The sequence below is a fragment of the Pseudomonas sp. Pmew2 genome (assembly GCF_058129885.1).
The window spans coordinates 2,443,905-2,465,465 of sequence record NZ_CM176702.1 but is presented as its reverse complement, the minus strand read 5'-3'; the positions used below and the strand labels follow the sequence as shown (position 1 = coordinate 2,465,465).

General features: G+C 58.7%; 13 protein-coding genes. 2 read left to right on the top strand and 11 right to left on the bottom strand.

Features of this window, described 5'->3' with window-relative positions; genetic code table 11:
- Window positions 1–67 precede the first annotated feature (67 nt).
- The 8 genes from AC4ANK_RS11065 to kdpF form a co-directional block, all read right to left on the bottom strand.
- Window positions 68–817, bottom strand: coding sequence for an IS5 family transposase (locus AC4ANK_RS11065; protein ID WP_460382697.1), 750 nt, complete (start codon window positions 815–817; stop codon window positions 68–70).
- A gap of 308 nt (window positions 818–1,125) precedes the next feature.
- A complete protein-coding gene (locus tag AC4ANK_RS11060; protein WP_002552999.1) occupies window positions 1,126–1,404 on the bottom strand; it encodes a hypothetical protein in 279 nt (92 codons plus the stop codon).
- Between the two features lie 96 nt (window positions 1,405–1,500).
- Window positions 1,501–2,193, bottom strand: coding sequence for a response regulator (locus AC4ANK_RS11055; protein WP_002552998.1), 693 nt, complete (start codon window positions 2,191–2,193; stop codon window positions 1,501–1,503).
- On the bottom strand, window positions 2,190–4,853 hold the full coding sequence (locus AC4ANK_RS11050) for a DUF4118 domain-containing protein (RefSeq protein WP_460382943.1): 2,664 nt from the start codon (window positions 4,851–4,853) through the stop codon (window positions 2,190–2,192). Before AC4ANK_RS11050 ends, AC4ANK_RS11055 begins: the two co-directional genes overlap by 4 nt.
- Window positions 4,854–4,919: 66 nt before the next feature.
- Window positions 4,920–5,492, bottom strand: coding sequence for a potassium-transporting ATPase subunit KdpC (gene kdpC, locus AC4ANK_RS11045; protein ID WP_002552996.1), 573 nt, complete (start codon window positions 5,490–5,492; stop codon window positions 4,920–4,922).
- Between the two features lie 54 nt (window positions 5,493–5,546).
- Window positions 5,547–7,625, bottom strand: a complete 2,079-nt coding sequence (gene kdpB / locus AC4ANK_RS11040; RefSeq protein WP_005746105.1) for a potassium-transporting ATPase subunit KdpB — start codon at window positions 7,623–7,625, stop codon at window positions 5,547–5,549.
- A gap of 10 nt (window positions 7,626–7,635) precedes the next feature.
- Window positions 7,636–9,330: a potassium-transporting ATPase subunit KdpA gene (kdpA, locus tag AC4ANK_RS11035; protein WP_044344885.1), complete on the bottom strand. Its 1,695-nt coding sequence runs from the start codon at window positions 9,328–9,330 to the stop codon at window positions 7,636–7,638.
- 2 nt (window positions 9,331–9,332) lie between these two features.
- Complete coding sequence (gene kdpF, locus AC4ANK_RS11030) at window positions 9,333–9,428, bottom strand: K(+)-transporting ATPase subunit F (RefSeq protein ID WP_003406089.1); 96 nt, start codon at window positions 9,426–9,428, stop codon at window positions 9,333–9,335.
- 242 nt (window positions 9,429–9,670) lie between these two features.
- Between kdpF and AC4ANK_RS11025 the strand changes: the two genes are divergently transcribed.
- A complete protein-coding gene (locus tag AC4ANK_RS11025) occupies window positions 9,671–9,934 on the top strand; it encodes a helix-turn-helix domain-containing protein (RefSeq protein ID WP_004659166.1) in 264 nt (87 codons plus the stop codon).
- Between the two features lie 84 nt (window positions 9,935–10,018).
- On the opposite strand, the gene AC4ANK_RS11020 is transcribed toward AC4ANK_RS11025, so the two are convergent.
- Window positions 10,019–14,854, bottom strand: a complete 4,836-nt coding sequence (locus tag AC4ANK_RS11020) for an RHS repeat domain-containing protein (RefSeq protein ID WP_460382946.1) — start codon at window positions 14,852–14,854, stop codon at window positions 10,019–10,021.
- 92 nt (window positions 14,855–14,946) lie between these two features.
- On the bottom strand, window positions 14,947–15,477 hold the full coding sequence (locus AC4ANK_RS11015; RefSeq protein WP_460385216.1) for a hypothetical protein: 531 nt from the start codon (window positions 15,475–15,477) through the stop codon (window positions 14,947–14,949).
- 37 nt (window positions 15,478–15,514) lie between these two features.
- Here AC4ANK_RS11015 and AC4ANK_RS11010 point away from each other — a divergent pair, with 37 nt between their 5' ends.
- Window positions 15,515–16,264, top strand: a complete 750-nt coding sequence (locus AC4ANK_RS11010; protein WP_460382697.1) for an IS5 family transposase — start codon at window positions 15,515–15,517, stop codon at window positions 16,262–16,264.
- 78 nt (window positions 16,265–16,342) lie between these two features.
- On the opposite strand, the gene AC4ANK_RS11005 is transcribed toward AC4ANK_RS11010, so the two are convergent.
- Entirely contained in the window at window positions 16,343–21,526 is a 5,184-nt protein-coding gene (locus tag AC4ANK_RS11005) for an imidazole glycerol phosphate synthase (RefSeq protein WP_460382948.1), read from the bottom strand.
- Window positions 21,527–21,561: the final 35 nt, after the last annotated feature.

The window sequence follows — 21,561 nt, the reverse complement described above, 5'->3', positions numbered from 1 at the left end:
GGAGCGAGAGGTATCTGGACAAACACTGTGCGGAACGGGCGACGGTTCGCTAGGGTCTGTTCCCGTTTCACATTGGCAGCCACAGAAAAGCGCAGGCCATTGCTATGACGCTTTCATAGTTTCTCTTGAGTTTGTCGAACCGAGAAGCCGCCGCCCGGAAATGCTTCAACCGGGCAAAGGCGTTTTCTACGAGATGTCGATTGCGATATAACCCTTTGTCCAGATCTGCGTTCCCTTTCAGAGAATTGCGCTTTCGTGGAATCACCACTTTGCTGCCTTGCTGCTCGACCTGAGCGCGTATCGCTTCAGTGTCGTAGCCCTTGTCCGCAATGATCACTTCTGCATTGGGCATCTTGGCAATCAACGAGGCCGCCTGCGAACAATCATTGGTCTGGCCTCCGGTCACGTCAAATGCAATGGGCAGCCCACAAGCGTCTACAGCCAGGTGAATCTTGCTGGTGTTACCGGCTCGGCTTTTTCCGATGGCCTGGTCCTGCGTGCTGGCAGCACCTGCACTGTGCTGATGAGCCTTTACATAGCTGCCATCAATGAAAACCCACTCCATGTCAGGATCGGTCATCAGCACCTCAAGCACCTTGACCCACTTGCCTGAAGCAGACCAGGCATTGAACCGCTTGTAGACCTTGCTCCAGTTTCCAAACGCTTTCGGCAGGTCTCGCCAAGGGCAACCCACACGCATGCGGTACAGCATGCCTTCAACCGTGGTGCGCAAATCTCGCTTGTTGTAGATCGATTCGTGCAGCAAAATTTCTCGAAGCTTCGGCCAGTGCTCATCACTGAGCATTAATCGGGGCATTGCAGGCTCGTATTGGTGTTGTGTGAGAACTCCAACAATACGGGCCTGTTCTCATAGAGATCAATGGGTTACGTCGAAACGGGAACAGACCCTAGTCCGCGAAGGCGATGTTGAGAGCGATATATCTCCTGCGAATTTAAGGCCCTTTTCGCGGACAAGTCCGCTCCCGCGACTTGAACTACCGTAAGACGCTCCGCGTAAGCATGCCGTTTGCGGCTTTTGATTATCGTGCGACGCTCCGCGTCGGCATGCCGTTCTGGACGCTCTGCGTCCACGATGGCATGTACAACGCGGTGCAGGCTCAGCTATCAACGGCCAGCGCGGGACTCGCGGATGTAGAAGCGGGCTTTTTCGGCTTTTTCGGTGCAGCCTTCAAATGCTTCGAACTGTTGCTGGGTCTTGGCACCGGTCAGCAGCGACAGGGCCTTGGAGTAACTGACGGTGCCGGCGAAGCCTTCGGCCTTGGCCAGATCAAGCTCGTGCCAGGCAGCGTCTATCTGGGTGGCGCAGCTGTCTCGATACCCGGTCTTGCCAGCGCAACCTGCAAGAACCAAGACAAGCAATGGCAGACAGATAAAGGCTTTCATGGGGGTGTTACCTCAGGAGTGAATATGGAGTGTGCGGCTTTGACGGTTCGATGCAGTAAAAGTGCCGTGCCACGGGGGTATGGTCGCTTTTTTCATCTAATGGTCGGCCAGCAGACGATACCCTATTCCAGGCTCGGTGAGGATGAACCTCGGGGCGGTCGGATCGTCTGCCAGTTTCTGACGCAAATGCCCCACCACAATGCGCAGGTAGTGGCTGTCATCGGTGTGGGTAGGCCCCCAGATATCCTTGAGCAACTGCTGCTGGGTAATGACCCGCCCAGGGTGGCGTGCCAACTGCGCCAGCACCGCGTATTCCTTACGCGTCAGCGCCACTTCGTGACCATCGAGCAGCACCCGGCGATAGGCCAGGTCGACGGTCAGCGGACCGAATTGAAGGGCCGACTCCGGCTTGTCGCTACCGGAAACCTGCCTGAGCAGCGCCCTGATTCTGGCCAGAAACTCCTGAATGCCGAACGGTTTGGTCACGTAGTCGTTGGCCCCGGCGTCCAGCGCCTGGACTTTCTGTGCTTCGCTGGCGCGTACCGAAAGCACCAGTACCGGCACCGCTGACCACTCGCGAAACTCGCTGAGCACTTGCTGACCGTCCATGTCCGGCAGGCCAAGATCAAGCACCAGCAAATCCGGTTTGTTCAACGCAGCCTGGGTCAGTCCCTCCGCGCCGGTAGCCGCTTCGAGCACCTTGTAGCCCTGAGACACCAGACTGATGCGCAAAAATTTGCGAATCTGCGGCTCGTCATCGATGACCAGAATGGTCGCCGCCTGGCTCAAGCTGACTCCTCCATTTCCACATCTGGCTGCGCCTGCAACGGCAGGAACAAGGTGATGCGCGTACCCTGCCCGTCAATGCCTTCCTCGACGGTGAGACGTCCGCCATGCGCGCCAATCATGCCCTGACAGATCGCCAGCCCCAGACCCGTGCCCTGCCCGCCCCGATCACCGCGGGCTGCGGTATAGAACATGTCGAAAATCTTCGCCCGTTCATCCTCCGGAATGCCCGGCCCTTCGTCACTGACCGAGAAGAACAGCTCGCTGTCGAGCACACCCGCCGCCACCTGCAAGCGCCCGTCGACAGGTGAAAAGCGTGCAGCGTTTTCCAGCACATTGACCAGCGCCTGCTCGATCAGCGCCGCATGCACGTACAGCAATGGCAGCTCGCCGGTCACCTGGGTGCTGACCTGCAAGGGTGCCAGCACGGCGCGCAGCCGGTTGAGCGCACTGCCGACGATATCGGCAGGCGACACCCAGTCTCGTGCGAGTTTCAGCGCGCCATGCCCCAGGCGCGTCATGTCCAGCAGGTTCTGGATATAGCGATCCAGACGTTCGGCTTCGTCGCGTGTACCTTCCAGCAGCTCGCGGCGATCCTCCAGCGGGATGGCTTCGCCCAGCGCCAGCAGGCTGTCGATGCTGCCGCGCATGGAGGTCAGTGGCGTGCGCAGGTCGTGGGACACAGAGGCCAGCAAGGCGCTGCGCAATTGCTCGGTTTCACCATGCAGACGCGCGGCTTCAAGCTCTTGCGCCAGTTGTGCGCGAGCCAGCGCCTGCGCCAGCGGCTGGGTCAGCGCCGCCAGCAGACGCCGGTGTTGCGCGGTGAACGACTGGCCTTCACGCGCACTGACACCCAGCAGGGCCAGTGGTCCTTCTTCTGCGGTAATCGGCCACCACCACCAGCGCCCGGACGGTAGCGTGCCGGTGCCGCTGCCAGCCGGTTGATCGTGCTGCCAGGCCCACTCGGCGGCGGCACGTTCGGCTTCCGAGAAGGTCAGCGGCCCACCAGTCTCAACAACCAAACCGCCCTGACCGTCACGATCAACCAGGCACAGATACAATTCCTTCCAGCCGGAAAAATGCTGTTCGGCGGCATTGAGCACCGCTTTGCGATCCGTGGCAGCGGTCATCTTGCGCGACAGGTCGAGCAGTTCGCTGGTCTGTTCCTGAGTATCACGCAACGCCTGCAACTGCCTGCGCTGGCGCGCCGCAAGCTTGCCGGTCAGCGCCGACATCAGCAGGAAGAACAGCAGCGTCAGCACGTCTTCTTCGCGCTGGATGTTCAGGGAAAAACTCGGTGGAATGAACAGAAAGTCATAGGCCAGAAATGACAGCCCGGCACACGCCAGCGCCGGTCCCATGCTGCTGCGCACCGCAACCAGTAACACCGCCGCGAGAAAGATCAGGGAAATGTTGGGCAGCGCCAGCACGCCCGACACACCCCAGGCGACCAGACTGGCAAGCAGCGTGGCCACAAAGGCCAGGCCGTAATCGAACCACACCACTTCGCGAGCCGGGCGTGCGCGGGGCGGTTGATCGGGTAGCTCTTCACTGTCGTCGAGCACCGAGATTTCCAACCCGTGCCCTTCACGCAGCAAACGTGCGGCAACGCCGCCGCCAAACACCCGGCGACGCCAGTGCCGACGCGACTGGCCGACCAGCACCACGCTGGCACGCCGTTCGATGGCATGCTGCACCAGTGTTCTGGCAACCTCTCCGGCACGCAATGAAACCGCCTCGCCACCCAGCCGCTCGGCCAGTTGCTGAGCGCTTTGCAGGCGCGCGCGGGACTGCTCGTCGAGGGTTTGCCCGTCGTCCACATGCACGGCGCTCCACGGCAGGTGGCGACGCTGAGCAACCCGACTGGCGTGACGCACCAGGCGCTCGGCATGGGTATCACCGTCGATGCCCACCAGCATCCGCCCACGAACTGCCGGAGCCGACTGGCCCAATTGCCGGTAGCCCTGCGCCAGATCGTTATCGACCTGCGCCGCAGCGGTCTGCATGGCCATTTCGCGCAGCGCAGTGAGATTGGTTTGCGTGAAGAAAGCGTCGATGGCCGCGCGCGCCTGCTCAGGCACGTATACCTTGCCGTCGCGCAGGCGCTCCAGCAGTTCGCGCGGCGGCAGGTCGATCAGCACCAGGTCGAAAGCTTCCTGCAACACCCAGTCCGGCAGCGTTTCGCGCACCTGCACCCCGGTGATACCGCGCACCTGATCATTAAGGCTTTCCAGGTGCTGGACGTTGACCGTGGTGTAGACGTCGATGCCGGCAGCGAGCAGTTCCTGAATGTCCTGCCAACGCTTGGTATGCCGACTGCCGGGCGCATTGGTGTGCGCCAGTTCGTCGACCAGAACCAATGCCGGTGCCGCCTTGAGCAAGGCATCAAGGTCCATTTCTTCGAGGGTCATGCCGCGGTATTCGGTGCGCAGCAAGGGCTTTTGCGGCACGCCATTGAGCAGCGCTTCGGTTTCCGCACGGCCGTGGGTTTCCACCACGCCCGCCACGACCCTGACGCCCTGACGCAACTGCGCATGGGCCGCCTGAAGCATGGCGTAGGTTTTGCCCACGCCCGGCGCGGCGCCGAGAAAAACCTTCAGCCGCCCGCGCCCCTCGCGGGGCAGCTGGGCCAGCAGTGCATCAGCTCGACCGGAATCACTCACCTTGGTTACCACCCCTCTCTAATCATCTACAGCTTAGTGAATCTGCTGCGAACACGGCGCACTTTGTTACAACTGCGCGTCGCGCGGTGCAGACGGTAACTGATTCAGGCTCATATTCAAGGCCAATACGTTGACCACGGGCGGGCCTATCAGCGGACGTTGCGTGTTGGCGTCGATCAGCGCCTGTACTTTCTCCAGCGGCAACTGGCGCGCCGCGGCAACGCGACCGGCCTGCCAGGCAATGGCTTCAGGCGAGAGATGCGGGTCCAGACCGCTGCCGGACGTGGTCAGCAAGGCCAGTGGCACCGGTTCCTGCGAGGCATTGGCCAGTTTCGCAACGTCCTCTTTCACGCGTGTCACCAGTGCCGGGTTGCTCGGCGCGAAGTTGCTCGCGCCACTGGCTACCGTCGCAAACGCGCCTGCCGAAGGACGCGACTGAAACCACTCATCACCCGTAAACGACTGGGCGATGAGTGCCGAGCCGCGCACTTTGCCCGCCGCGTCGTACACCAGGCTGCCATTGGCCTGCGCCGGAAACGCCACTTGCGCAACCCCGGTGACTACCAGTGGATAGGCCACGCCGGTGATCAGGCTCATCAACACGATCAGGCTCAAGGCCGGACGCAATACATTGGACATCTGCACATCCTCAATCAGGTGAGGCTGCACGCCGACCGGCGTGCAGCACAGGCTTCAAACAAGGCCGAGTGCGACCAGCAGCATGTCGATCAACTTGATGCCGAGAAACGGCACAACGATGCCGCCCAGGCCATAGATCAGCAGGTTGCGACGCAACAGATGCGCCGCGCTGGCGGCCTGAACCCGCACGCCACGCAGGGCCAGCGGGATGAGCACAACGATGATCAGCGCGTTGAAGACGATGGCCGAGACAATCGCACTTTGCGGGCTGGCCAGTTGCATGACGTTGAGCACGCCCAGTTGCGGATAAATCGAGGCAAACAGCGCAGGCAGCACGGCGAAGTACTTGGCCACGTCATTGGCAATCGAAAACGTCGTCAGCGCACCGCGTGTGACCAGCAATTCCTTGCCGATCTGCACCACGTCCAGCAACTTGGTAGGGTCGCTGTCGAGGTCAACCATGTTGGCCGCTTCACGCGCGGCCTGGGTGCCATCGTTCATCGCCATACCGACGTCCGCCTGCGCGAGTGCGGGCGCATCGTTGGCTCCGTCGCCGCACATCGCCACCAGTCGGCCTTCGCCCTGCTCCTGACGAATTCGCTCCAGCTTTTTCTCTGGCGTGGCTTCGGCCAGCACATCATCGACACCCGCTTCAGCGGCAATGGCTGCAGCAGTCAATGGGTTGTCGCCAGTCACCATCACCGTGCGAATCCCCAGCTTGCGCAACTCCTCGAAGCGCTCGCGAATACCCGGCTTGACCACGTCCTTGAGATGAATCGCACCCAACAAACGACCGTTGGCGCAGACCAGCAGCGGCGTGCCGCCGGTCTTGGCAATCTTGTCGACTTCCCGCGCCAGGGCAGGCGGCAGGTCGCTACGCTGCATGTTGATGAAGGCCAGCAGCGAATCCACCGCGCCCTTGCGGTACACATGGCCCTGATAATCCACACCGGACAGACGTGTATCGGCGCTAAACGGTACAGCGGTTACCGAACTCAGGGTGGGCTCGTTCATCGGGTGCAGGTCGCGCAGGAACTCGACGATGGATTTGCCTTCCGCCGTATCGTCGGCCAGCGAGGCCAGCAAGGCGCCCTCGCCCAGTTCCTTCGGGGTCACGCCGGGTGCTGCGTAAACGGCAGCGCAGCGGCGATTGCCGAAGGTGATGGTGCCGGTCTTGTCCAGCAACAGCACATGCACATCGCCCGCAGCTTCCACGGCGCGACCGGACTTGGCGATCACGTTGAGGCGCACCAGCCGGTCCATGCCGGCAATGCCGATGGCCGACAGCAGGCCGCCAATGGTGGTCGGGATCAGGGTGACCAGGAGTGCTACCAGAAACACCAGCGGCAGGCTGCCCCCGGCAAAGTGGGCGAACGGCTGCAAGGTGATGACCACCAGCAGAAAGATCAGGGTCAGGCCGATCAGCAGAATATCCAGCGCGACTTCGTTAGGGGTCTTCTGCCGCTTGGCACCTTCCACCAGCGCAATCATGCGGTCCAGCGTCGATTCGCCGGGGTTGGTGCTGATGCGTATCAGCAGCCAGTCGGACACCAGCCGGGTGTTACCGGTGACGGCCGAGCGGTCGCCGCCGGATTCACGAATCACCGGCGCGGATTCGCCGGTAATCGCCGCCTCGTTGACCGCCGCGATGCCTTCGATGACTTCGCCGTCGCCAGGGATCATTTCCCCGGCGTCGACACGCACCACATCGCCCTTGCGCAACTCGCTGGCGTTGATGGTGCGCAGGCTGCCATTCTCATCGCGAATGCGCGCCTTGAGCCCTTCGCTGCCGGCCTTGAGGCTGTCGGCGCGTGCCTTGCCCCGTCCTTCGGCCAATGCTTCGGCGAAGTTGGCGAACAACACGGTGAACCACAACCACAGAGCGATCTGCACGCAGACCGAAGTCGGCACCTGCGGGTTGGGGATCACGCACAGCACGGTGGTCAGAATGGCAGTCAGTTCCACCACCAGCATCACCGGCGAACGCTTGAGCTGGCGCGGGTCGAGCTTGACGAACGCCTGCACCAGCGCCGGACGCCACAGGGCAGCGATGCCGGTCTTGGCTGACTCGCTGGCGGCCTGAGGCTCGGCAGTTTTTACAGCATCACGTCTTGAAAAATCAGTAGTGCTCATGATCGGTTCCTCAGAAACCCAGGCTCAGGTGTTCGGCAATCGGCCCCAGTGCCAGGGTCGGCAGGAAGGTCAAACCACCCACCAGCAAAATGGTGACGGTCAGCAGAGTGACAAACAGCAGGCCGTGGGTCGGGAAGCTGTTCTGACCCTGTGGTGCGGTTTTCTTCATGGCCAGGCTGCCAGCCAGTGCCAGCACCGGCAGGATGTAACCAAAGCGGCCAATGAAGATCGCCAGGCTGAGCATCAGGTTGTGGAACACGGTGTTGGCACTGAAACCGCCGAACGCCGAGCCGTTGTTTGCCGTGGCCGAGGTGTAGGCGTACAGCAACTGACTGAAACCGTGCGGGCCGGGGTTGCTGACCGCACCGGCCGGGCCAGGCAGGCTGGCAGCAATCGCGCCCAGCACCAGCACGCCGACCGGCATCACCAGCAGGGTGGCGACCAGCAGCCGGACTTCCTGCGCTTGCAGCTTCTTGCCGAGGTATTCCGGCGTGCGGCCAATCATCAGGCCGGAGAGAAATACCGCAATCAGTACGTTCAGCAGCATGCCGTTGAGGCCCACACCCACGCCGCCGAAAATCACTTCACCGACCATCATGTTGACCAGCGCAACCATGCCGGTCAAAGGGTTGAGGCTGTCGTGCATACCGTTGACCGAACCGTTGGAGGCCGCAGTGGTAGCGACTGACCACAGCACCGTGCCGGTGGTGCCGAAGCGGGTTTCCTTGCCTTCCAGCGGTGCGGTCTGCTCGACACCGGCGATGTTCAGTGCCGGGTTGGGCTGGTACTCGGTCCACAGCGACACCGCGCCGCCGATCAACAGCAGTGCCAGCATGCAGCCAAGAATCGCGCGGCTCTGGCGCATGTCCTTGACGTAGTGGCCAAAGGTGAACACCAGCGCTGCCGGGATCAGCAGGATCGACACCAGTTCGAACAGGTTGCTCCACGCCGTCGGGTTCTCGAACGGGTGCGCCGAGTTGACGCCGAAGAAGCCACCACCGTTGGTGCCCAGCTGCTTGATCGATATCTGGCTGGCCGCAGGGCCCATCGGCAGGCTTTGATCCGCGCCTTGCAGGGTCAGCGCATCAATGTAATGGCCGAAGTTCTGCGGCACGCCCTGCCAGACCAGAAACACGGCCAGCACGATACTGATCGGCAACAGCCCATAGAGCGTGGCGCGGGTCATGTCGGCCCAAAAGTTACCCAGGCTCTGCGACGAGCGACGGCTGATACCGCGACATAGCGCGACCAGCACGGCGAGACCTGTGGCAGCGCTGACGAAGTTCTGCACGGTCAGGCCGACCATCTGGCTCAGGTAGCTGAGCGACGCTTCGCCGCTGTAGGCCTGCCAGTTGGTGTTGGTGACAAAACTCATCGCCGTGTTGAAAGCCAGCGACCATTCCATGCCCGGTAGTTGCTGCGGGTTGAGCGGCAGCGCGCCTTGCAGCATCAGCATCGCGAACAGCACGACAAAGCCTGCCAGGTTGAACGCCAGCAAGGCCCACATGTATTGCTGCCAGGATTGCTCGGTTTTCGGGTCGACGCCGGAAATTCGGTAGCAGGCCCGCTCGACCGGCCCCAGCACCGGGCTCAGCCAGGTGCGCTCGCCTTCCATGACCCGATAATAGAAACGCCCCAACCAAGGCGCGGGTGCCAGCAGCAGGACCAGAAAGGCCAGGATCAACAGATAATCGTAACTGTGCATGATCACTCCTGACTCTGGTCGGCGCGCAACAGCGCCACCAGCAGATAGATGAACAGCCCGACTCCCATCAGCAGCGAGATACCATCCATAACGCTCATTGAAATTTCCCCCATCAGGCAACACCGATACGGCACAGGCCGCGTGGGGAGATTGTCCGCAGGCAGGGTGTAAAGGCGCGAGATCGACAGGCTGGTCGGGGCGTAAAGAAGCTGTAAAAAAGCCCTACAGCCTTGACGGCGCAAGGCCTTCGCGGACCTCCAGCGCTGTCATTTATGTCAGGTTCGCGTTGGGGATTGCGGGGGTATCGTGGTGCGGCGATCTTCAGGAAAAGGACTTCACCATGCTTCGCGACAACGGAAAACCACCCGGCACCACGCCGCCCTCCCACACCACACCCGCCACTGTCCAGTTGACCGTCAAGGAACGACAAGTCCTGGAATGGGTGGCGATCGGCAAATCCGCGTGGGAGATATCCCGTATTCAAGGGTGCACGGAAGCGACCGTGCACTTTCATACCAGCAATATCCGCCGCAAGTTCGGGGTGACGTCATTGAAGGCGGCGCTGGTGATGGCGATCAGGCAGGGGGTTATTTTGGTGGAGTGATGTAAAACGTATTTCAAGCTTTTGAGTTAAGCCGGGCAACAGTAAATCTGTTGTTGCCCGGTTATTCTGGGAAAACGCGTGCCATCAAGAATTCCCATCACCCAGGTAACTGCGCTGCGCTGTGGGAACTCTTATTCCATCTCTCTTTGCCAGAGCATTACCCTGCGCTATCCTTTGTTGTTGAGCAGTGACAGCCTGATCAATATCAAACTCTTTCGCCGAGCGCTTGAACACATCTCTTGCATATGGAGTGATCGCTCGTTGCCCGACATTAGTTTTGGCAAACGTTGAAGCCTCGTACAGGTCCTGAAACGGTTGATAGTTTGCTTGTGCAGCTTTGTATTCGTTGGCGAGCCTTGAAGTATCAAGCCCTTTGGAAACTGCACGATCAAGTTTCGTCTGAACACTTTGCAGTTCCTTGAACGCGACATCCGATTTTACCGCCTTTCTCGCCACATGCTTGTCAATATTTACGACATCCTTAACCGTCACTCTACTTAATCGGGCTGACTCACCGTATCTGGTCTTGAGGAGGCTTTTGGGGATATTCTTGGCCGTCGAACTGAGAGGCGCCGTAAGAAGCCTGATCAACGCCCCCCAAGGACTATGCCCCGACGGATCCACCCTGTTCACCGGGTCCCCCTCGACATACGCATACCCATTCACCCCTCCCTTGCCAAACGGACTCCAGCTATCGGGACTGTTGAAGCGCATCAACACCGGGCTGTAGGCCCGATAACCATTCCCCAGCATTTGCCAGCCGCTATCCGCCTCGGCCAGTTCGCCATTGAACCCCAGTTTACCGAGTGGTGGAGCTTCACCGCTGGCATGGCCGTAGGCCGTATACCTCCTCCGATTGATCCCGTCGCCACCCACCTCGCCCAGCACACTGTCGCTGCCGTCTGTGGCAAGCAGCAGCGTGTGATCACTCTGCTGTTCGGCCAGCAGGTAGTCGTCGCCACGCATGAAGGTGCTCTGGACATGGCTGCCAAGTTGATTGGCCAGCCCTGCGTCGCTATAGAAGCGCAGGTCCCTGTCGTCGCCACGGGTCTCCCCGGTCAGTTGGTCCTGGGGGTCATACTGGTAATGAATGCCGGCCGAGGGCGTGCCTACTTCGATCAGGCGGCCGAGGGGATCGTATTTAAGCGTGCGCCCGGCTTCGTCGGTTTTGAGGTTGCCGTCCAGGTCGTACTCAAGTTTGATTTCAGACGGGTAGTATTTATCGTTAGTGTTCGTCACCCGGCTCAACTGCACCGGGTCGTCACCTTCGTAAAAATACCTGGCATTGTTGCTCTCGACATTGCTGTTGTCGTCGCTGCCGTCATTGAAGCGGGTCGTGACGACCGTCAGGTTGTTCGCGCCATCGAAAGTGAAAACCTGCGCGCGGAGGGTCCTGCCATAGGGGTCCACTGGCCGCTGAGTTCCCGTGCATTGGTATTGACCCAGGCGACCGGACGTATCGTAAAGGTAGGTTTCGTCACGGAGTGTTTCAGTGCCTTGGCGCAGGATACGCTGGACCATGTTATCCACATCATCATAGACCTGAACCATCTGTTGCTCGACGCCGTCGAGGTCAAATGTACGCTTTACTTCCCGACCCAGATCATCATATTCAAGGCTGTTCGCGACGGTTCTCTCGCGGCTGCCGTCGGTCTTGTCGGTGGTGGTGATTTTTGCGAGGCGACCAAAGACAGTGTCGTAGTCGAACGTTGAATAGACCTCACCCAGCGAGGTTTCGTAAAGACGACCGCAGCTGTCATAGCGGTTGACCTGCTCCTGTCCCAGTACGTCGGTGTAAGACAGCAGCAGGCCCAATCGGCTGTAGCTGTAGAACATGTCGTAGGTCTTGCCTGCCGAGGTGCGCTTCTCGCTTTTCAGCGAGCCGGTGCTGTAATACTCGCGATCCAGTATCTCGTCCTGCTCCGAGGAATGAAGCAGACGAGCATTCTGCTTATCGTAACTGTAATCGGCAGCCACACCCGGCTCCGCAGTCCGGACAGGCCCGGACTCTTTCAGCGGATCAACTTCGCAGGTGGTTTCAGGTTCAGGCACAGCTTCGGACTGCACCCTGCGCCACGGCTCATCGCCCACCTGGGGCTTGTATTCGTAGTCGATTTTCCGCTTGCTGGGCAGGGTTATCGTTTTGGGTTGCAGCAGACCGGGGTCGTAAACAAGCGTACGTTTACGACCCCCGGTGACAGAGCTGACCAGACGATCCAGCCCATCGAACTCCTGCTCTCCCAACACAATGCTTTTGCCGTTGTGCTCGATGCCGATACTGACGGGCAAGTCTTCGCTGCTGTAGCCAGCATAGCTGCGACGCACGATGGCCCTGCTTGGCAATGTGGACTCGATCACCCGATCAAAGACGTCGTAAACAGAGGTGGTGCGCCGCTCGCCGCCCGCTTCCCCGACAATTTCCTCGACACGGCGGCCAAGGCCGTCGTAATGGTACTGGCTCAGACTGACCGAGTTTTCAGCCTGATCCTTTCGCTCGCTGCGGGTCGGCTGTTCGAACAGGTTCATCCAGGTCTCGGTGAACTCGCTTTTACCGCCACCGTTGCCTTCGATCCAGCTACGTTGAATCGGGCCCTGCGATTGCGCCGTACCAATAGGGTCGGTCTCTTCGAACGTCTTGACGCCATCCGGCCCGGTGACGCAGCGCTGCTTGCCCCAATCGTCGTATTCGAAGACGCTCTTGAGCGCCAGATCCTGCTGGCCCAGCCAGTCAAACTCGGTCTCACTGACCATAAGCCCCCACGCATCATAAACAGCCTCGTAGGTCTGTCGGGGCTTATCGGCGCGTGCAGGATTATCTGCGTCATCCCGTTCCTCACAGACGACTCGGTTGAGGCCATCGAAGTGGCTGCAGGTTTTTACCCCTTTGACGTCGATGAGCGTCTGCATGGCCTGATCAGTCGCGTTGGCACATAGCTGATACTCGTAACTTCTGGTCGCGTTGTAGGTTTCATCATTTGGTGCCACGGTTTCACTCAGCACACGTCGCAGGCTGTCGTAGACATAACGAATTTCCACGTTGTTGTCGTCGCGATTGAGCAAGGGTTCGCCATCGAGCAGAGAATCCTCCAGCGTAATGACCTTCTTCGCGCCATCGAAGCCGGTTACGGTCTGTACGGTTTGCAGCACTGTCGCGGCATAACGGCTGCTCTCAGGGACGCTTTCGGGAGTGTTCTCGGGAGCACTTTCAGTGGTGTTCTTGGGGAGGCGCACAGGAATGCTGTAGGCGTACGCTGTGCTGGTCACCTTTCCACCCATGATCACTTGCTGCAATTTGAGCCGACCGTGCAGGACTGCATTGTTCGGCTCATCGAAGTATTCGTAGGTCGTGCGTTGCTGTTCCTGCTCACCGTCAGGGGCCTGCATCAGTAACGTCTCGCTTTGCGGTGCAAGCCATTTCTGTAGCTGGCCGCCACCCACTGCTGGCAACGCAAGGTAGCGATAGCGGGTGATCAGGACCGGTGCCTTGCCGTAGCCGGATATCGCCGGGGTGACCTTGCTACTTTTCATCCAGCGGACGAAGCCTTCAGGGTCCTTCGGGCATCCGTCCTCGCCGTCGGCCAGATACCACTCACTGGCCTCGACCACACCGTTGGCCTGAGTCTGAGTGAGCAGATTACCGTGCTTGTCATACGTGCTGCTGACAGTCTCACTGCGCGGCACACTGCCGTCTGACGACAGCCGCCAGGTGGTCTGGACCTCTTTGGGCAGCTGACAGTAGGCAATCTGAGTCGAAAAGGGTTCTCCCGGCTCGATGTAGTAACGAGTGTCCACCTGCATGACGCTAAGGTTCTTGCGCGTGGTTTCTCGAGTGAGCAGGTGAAACTGGTTGAAGGTTCGTTCGATGCTGCGCTCGGCATCAGCCTTGCCCGCGACCTCGACACGCAATGTTTCGGTCGACGAGTACTCGTATAGCTCCGCCCCGCGGTACAGATACAGATTGTCCAGACCATTGTCTTCCCAGGCGATATCCAGCCCTGCGCCCAGAAAATTATGCTCGCGCCCGAAACTGTCCTTGTAAGTGTAATAAACGTCCATTTGCGCCTGCCCCAGGCCGGGCGTCGTGCGATGGCGCGTGACTCTGGGGAGAGGCGCGCGTTCCGCCCTCTCAGGAAACTGATGGCCGCTGTCGGTATAAAAGATCTCTTCCCGGCCGCCAGCGGGTGTTTCCACCGCCGTCATGCATAAATGCTCACGGATCGTGTTGTATACAAAACGCCAGGAGGCAGCATTGTCGGTCGGCAATTCGATACGGTTGACACGGTGATCCGATCCACCCAGCACCATCACGAAGGTCGCATCGGGGCCCTCGCCAGTGGTCATACGCAACTTCACCGACGTTGCGTCGCGGCTGATGCCGAGCAGGAGCTGACCCGAGTCATCCTTGATTTCGCTGAGCATTTGATGCCCGCCGAAAGAAGCGTAATCCAGCGTGATACTGTGACCTTCAGGGGCGAATACGCGCACCGGCAGCGCGACTCTGTTGGTGCCGCTGCCGCGCATTTCGAGCTGCTCCACCAGACCGGACTTGTGCATCACCCGGTAGTGATTATCGTCCTCCTTGTACAAGTGGAAGCTGTCGATTTTCTTTTCCGACATCAGCATCTGGCCGTCGCCGGTGCCATCGACCTTGAATGTCTCGCCGCTGCTCAGCGATACGATCTGCTTACCCGGATCGTACTGCGACAATTGCAGGTTCCAGCCAAGACCAAAGCCGCTGTCCTGACGGTTGAGAGGATTATAGTTGAGTGCCAGTGGCATGCCCGGGCCACGCAATCCGTTGGTTTTGACATCGGGCAGGGTGATCGCCACCGTGTACTGCCCGGTGCGGGGGTCAACGCCGCTCTGTACATAACTGAGAAAGTTGAACGCGTTGGAGTGTACGGAAGTCGATGCTGTCATGTTCCATGAACCTCGAACTTTATGTATTAAGATAACCGCCGCCCACGGGGGCGACGGTTAAACAGGCCTGACACGTTCAGTTGTACTAACAGCTAATCCGATACATCGACACGCACGCAGGACAACTTGCCTTTTATATTTTCATCACCGTCATACGCCTTGATCACAAGAACGCCGCGACTGACGATGGTGCCGACCGGTTTGCTTCTGAGCTGGTCGATGGATATCCAGGGTGTTGTAAGGGGGTCGATATAAGTCTCGAGCCCAAATACCCAGCCTCCCGAATCATTACAATCTCTGGATTCCAGGTATATCTTCATGGCTGAGCGCACATTATCCAGCTTGATAAAACTCATCTCATCGTTCGTGCACTCATGATCTTCTTTGTTGAGATAAACCGTGTCGTCCTTGGCGGTAAAGGTGCAGTTCTTGCCTCCGCCATCAGCGTTTGCTGCGAGCATGATCAGTCGAACCGCCTGTGCCGGGGGCTTTGGCACAGGGCTGTGGGACGGGACGAGCGTACAGCCTGTCAAACCCGCAAGCACTACACACGCAAAGGTTTTACTTAGGGTCTGTTCCCGTTTCGACGTAACCCATTGATCTCTATGAGAACAGGCCCGTATTGTTGGAGTTCTCACACAACACCAATACGAGCCTGCAATGCCCCGATTAATGCTCAGTGATGAGCACTGGCCGAAGCTTCGAGAAATTTTGCTGCACGAATCGATCTACAACAAGCGAGATTTGCGCACCACGGTTGAAGGCATGCTGTACCGCATGCGTGTGGGTTGCCCTTGGCGAGACCTGCCGAAAGCGTTTGGAAACTGGAGCAAGGTCTACAAGCGGTTCAATGCCTGGTCTGCTTCAGGCAAGTGGGTCAAGGTGCTTGAGGTGCTGATGACCGATCCTGACATGGAGTGGGTTTTCATTGATGGCAGTTATGTAAAGGCTCATCAGCACAGTGCAGGTGCTGCCAGCACGCAGGACCAGGCCATCGGAAAAAGCCGAGCCGGTAACACCAGCAAGATTCACCTGGCTGTAGACGCTTGTGGGCTGCCCATTGCATTTGACGTGACCGGAGGCCAGACCAATGATTGTTCGCAGGCGGCCTCGTTGATTGCCAAGATGCCCAATGCAGAAGTGATCATTGCGGACAAGGGCTACGACACTGAAGCGATACGCGCTCAGGTCGAGCAGCAAGGCAGCAAAGTGGTGATTCCACGAAAGCGCAATTCTCTGAAAGGGAACGCAGATCTGGACAAAGGGTTATATCGCAATCGACATCTCGTAGAAAACGCCTTTGCCCGGTTGAAGCATTTCCGGGCGGCGGCTTCTCGGTTCGACAAACTCAAGAGAAACTATGAAAGCGTCATAGCAATGGCCTGCGCTTTTCTGTGGCTGCCAATGTGAAACGGGAACAGACCCTAGCGCATTCATAATAATAATGACTCCCTGTCGGTGTGTGGCATCAATGCCTCATTCGGGCTTCTATACCGAATAGAGGGTATGCATGAGACGGTTGCGCCTGCCGACGCCGGTGGCCAGAAAACCGATTCGTCGTTTATGGGCATTGCCCTGCTTATCGAGCAACAGGACTGCTATTTCCCCCATCAATTTGTCGCGTGCGAGGTGACCTGCCGGGATATATTCAAGGCCCCGGAGGCGGTGCAGGCTGATGACCAGTTTGCCGGTCTCGAATAAGGACATCTTGACGTCAATGTCCAACGTGTGAACATCCCCCATCACGTCCTGGAGCGCTTCGTCAAAGTTCACCTTGCTTACATCACCGATAACCGCAGGGTCGTCGAAAATAAAACCCGTCCAGCTGAACATTTTTTCTTCTTTCTGCTCGCTCTCCCAGAGAATGATCGACGTATTGATCACGTCACCGTCAGGCTTGGAGGGCAGAAACTTCAGCGTCTCGAAGTTCACCCATTGCCGGGTATCGGGGTTAATGAAAGCCAGCGTCCAGTAATCAGTGGTCTCGAACTGGTAATCGAAATGCACATCCTCCCCAAAGTCCGGAGCCCCACTCAACGGCGGATCAACCGGAGGATCTCCGCCATCCCCATGTGCACGCCGCGGAATGAAGGTGTAATTGCGGGCATCGAACCTGGGCAAGTGTCGCGGGGTGATTTCAACCTTGCTGTTCATCTCTTCAATCATCAAAGAGGTCCACCAATTGGCGTTGTCATCCTGAAATTTCGCGTGGAAGACGCCGATGAAACCCGATGCCGCCCGGCTGTGCAGGAAGAAGTTCTGCGTGATTGTCCGTGACGCATCCAGGCCCGATTCAGCAGCCAAGACGCCGGCCCCGGATAGCTCGAAGCGGTTATATTGACTGCGCACGCGCCACTCTTGGCTATCCCCCTCGGGTATGCCTTCAAGATGGGAGAGTACTGACTCGATACATTGATTGGATTCATCGTATACCAGACGCATGGAGGCCCTTTCGGTGGGACTCAGCTCGTACTCGATGCCGTTGTGCGGCGTTATCTGGGTCTTGATCTGCAGCCTGAGTTGCTGATAACCGTTGGGGTACAGATTGCCTGTATTACCGTAAGGCGATGACGAGCCAGGAACCGTGACGATAAACATCGACATTTCTTGCCAACTTTCTTCATCGATGACTTCGGATAATTCGATGACGCTATAGCCGTACGCCATAACCACCCCATTGCTCAGCACTTCACAGCTCACCACGCTACTGGCGACAAGCGCCTCATCGGGCGGCATGAAAAGCCCCTGCCGATCAACAGTGCCAAGCCCACCCACCACTTTCCAGCGCCGCTCAAGCCCGGGCAGCAGTGCGCTGTCATCGTGTAAATGCACCGCTACCTTGGGCCGTGCTCTGGGTACGAAAGACGGCTCGATACGCAGCGTTTGCTGCCCGTTGGCAATAAGCACCGTAGCGATACCACGGTCATTACCCAACGCCTCTATCTGTTGCACCGCCAGTGCTCTTTTTCCGGACCTGGCATCCGGACTGAAGAGCGCGCCCTTGCCGGCCTCACTCAACCTGCCAAGCTCGGGGTCCAGCAACGCCCAGCTCACCGGGCTGCCGTCAAGCGTCGAAGCCGCCAGCGAGACCGTTTGCAGCGCAGCCCCCCCTGGCACTACCGTTACACGTGGCGCCAACTCCATGCTGCGTGATACCACACCCACCAGCGCCGAGACCTTGACGACAGCGCCTGACTCTTCATACGTGGCTGTGATTACCACGCGCAGCGCGTCATGGCCGATCGCCTCAATACCCGCCGCCGTGTAGACGCCGCTGGAAGAGATGCTGCCGCTTCCGGTAGCCAGGTGGCTTTGAATGCTTAATGCACTCCAGCTGGTGGCCGGTACTTCTTCGCCTTGCGGGTTGTGCAGGACAAATCGCTGAGTCTGCCCGGCCTTCAGGGTCGAAAACAGGGGTGTAATGCTGGCCTGTGTCGAACGAAGGCTGCCAAACAACAGCAGGTCATGTGGACGGTATTGCTCAATTGGTTCGAATACGCGTCCACAGGTGAACTTCAGGCAGTCCGCCACGTGCAGACGTTCACGCTCGATCATCGACTGAGTCTCCTGCGAGAGCATCAGCACCGTGCCGTAGATTGGCTGACCATCTGCCCCACGATCATCAGGTATCGGATAAACGAAATCATCTGTCGGCGCAAACACGCCTTCAGCGTCGCCATCCTGCGCGCCCATGAACAGCACAAGCGCGCCATCACCGGTAGTAGTGTCCATACGCGCATCGCTTGAACGCGGCGCAGCGCGGGTAACAAGCCGCAAGCTGGCTGGCGTCTGAACATGATAGCGATTGAGCTGTGCCTGCAGCACAGAGAAAACCCGGCGATGAAGTGCAATCTGCTTAAACTCCTCAGCAAAGAAATCTGCCAGCCGCAGATTGATCACATCATCGAAGCCCCCCAGATTACAGGCAATGTCAACCCCGCCGGCCAGATCGAGCAGCACATGCCCCTCCTCCCCCACGAAGAGGTCAACAGTCATCGCCAGCCTGAAGCCCATGGGCTCGCTGATGATGAAGCTGCCGGACACGGTAGTTACACTCCCCTCCGGCTGATGCAAGCCGCTGTAACGGCCAGACACGATGTTCATCGTGACGAGGACACTGCTGGAGCCCGGCGAGTCAGGCAGAAACGACAGGCCCAGCTCGACCTGTTTCAGACGAACAGTGTCGCCTTGTCGCTCATCCACCACGATGTCGCCGGTGAACAACGGCAAGAAGGCCAGATCCTGATAGCGTTCGATGTATTGTTGCTCTATATGCCGGTTGAGCTCGCTGCGACTGACCGCCGCGACGGCTCCCCAGCCTTGGGTCAAGGTACCTGCACCCGCTCGCTGCACGATACCGCTCAATGAACGGGGCATTGCAGTAGCCGCCGTGCCCTCCGCTGTCCCGGTCAGTGCCTGCAACACACCGGAGGAACCACTCAATGGCAGCGGCAGAATCAAGTGCCCGGCCATTGTGCCAAAATACTCGTCTTCAAATTCTGCAAACACGACAACGTAGCGTTCGGGTGCTTTGGCATCACTGCTGTACACACCCGTGGCGTCTATAGAGCCCGGCCCATCAATACTCCAGGTGACTGGAAGGTCACGGCCATTGACGACGACTTTCAGCTCGGCACGCTGATCATTGACGCTGGCAAGCGTTATGAACAGCATCGGAGGGTGGCGAACGACCAGTACCTGAATCGATTGGGTGTGCTGATCGTCGCTGACCGTTATTGTGTCAAGGACATAGGTATTCCCTGGCCCCCCTGCACCGGCGACGTAAAACTTCTCATGCGATGCATCTACGCCGTCCTCAAGCGTCCCGCTTTCTCCGGCTACCGGATCGACCACCGTCCATTTCAGGCTGGTTGCACGCGAACTGCGTGCTGTAAGCGCTACCCGCTGACCGTGATTACACACCTGAATCAACGGGCTGACGCTGACGCTGCTGGTGAGCACCGTCACCACAGCGGTACTGTAATGCCCCGACACCGGGTCCATCGCCTTGATCAGTACACGCTGAAAGCCCTGCTTTGCGGGCAGCGCTGCGGGCGCCGTATACCGACCCTGCTTATCGATTTCTCCCAAACCTTCAGTACCGTCATCCGATGGATCTTCCAGGGTCCAGACGATGCCCGACCGCGCAGGCTGGGTGGTCAATTGCAGCGCTTCTCCCGTAGCGATCAATGCCTGGTGCCCGGCGATACTGAACGTCGACGCACCGGGATCGATGCGTCCGAACACGACCTGGTCATAAGGCAGGCGCTTGAGTACAGGTTGTAACACTTGCTCGTCAGGCAATAGCCAGCCGCCCAGAAAACGCTCGGCGCCAGTTGCATCCAGGGTTTTGCTCAACCCTTGCAGCAACGCGTGTTTGACGGTGTAGGCCACGAAACCGTTGACCTGCTCCAGCTCCCCGGAACTCAGGTTGTCCAGTGTTCCTGGAACGGCGCTGACTTCATGGTCGAACAGGTAAGGTGTATAAAGATGCCCTTCCACTGCCTGACCATCCGACCCACCTTCGGTCAGATGAAACTCATGCCTGAGGCTGATGTTGAAGGTAGCGTTGTGCGATTGCCATTCATCGCTGTCCAGCGCTCTGTAGCGAAAGCCCAGCGTGCAGGGAAATTCCCAGGTCTGCGTGGTCTGGGCGTACTCGAAGTCAATGGTCAGGGGATGCTGGGCGTTGAAGGCCTGAACGCTGAACGGTTCCGATTCAAAGACGAATTCCGCGCTGCGATATTCTCCAGCCGGAACTGCAAACGTGCCGGCCTGAGCGACCATCCGCTGCAGCGGTTTATCGTCCGGAACGCTGAAGCTGAAGTCAGGCGCTTGCAGCATTTGTATCACCGCATGGCCAAAGGCAGCACGGTGCAGTGCGTGAGAGGAAAACACAGCGGTCGCCGAGTACGACTGCTGAGCATCGTTGGGAATCAGGTAACGGAAGTCGGAGTCGCCACCCGGAATCCCGCCCGTCACGCCGTATTCCATGGTCGCGAACAGCAGTAACGCGCCTTTTTTATGGACTGATACAGCATCGGGGCTTTCAAGCTGTGATCGCACATCGATTCTACGTACATTGAGCAATTCGTTGCTCTGCTCGTTGAAAATACCCAGCCTGAACTGCTGCTCATGATTTTCCGGGTTGCTGAACCAATCCTGAAAAAAGTCGCCGATCTTCTCTCGTTCGGTAGAACCGCCCGGAAAATCCAGTGAAAGATTTTTAGCCAGACCAAGGTCCACCACCAGATCCGCGCTTTGACTGCTCAGTTCCAGATCGAAATCCAGGCCTGGCGCGTTCAGTGGGTCGTAGGCTGCGATTCTGTGAATATTGTGTTGCCCTTGAGCGTTCTCTATCACGGTATGCAAACCGGCGATAACTGAAATGCGCCAGGCCAGCAGCGAATTCTCCAGAACGCTGTGCTTGAACGACAAGCCTGGTGGCCCGAGAACGCAGCCCGAGAAAAAATGGGAATCAAACGTATCGGGAATCGTGATACTTCCGTCCGGCACCGGACGCGACATTCCCTGAGCCAGACTCTGTTGGTAAACATGGTCGAGGAGCTCGTTGACCTTGTCGCCATCCAGAGCAATGATCGCGTCCCAGCCTCTGAGACGCGTGGTATTTTTCATCCATGCCAACAGACTTTCCGCTGAATAACCAGCCATGACATCACCTCCTGTGATGTTGATATATATATAAG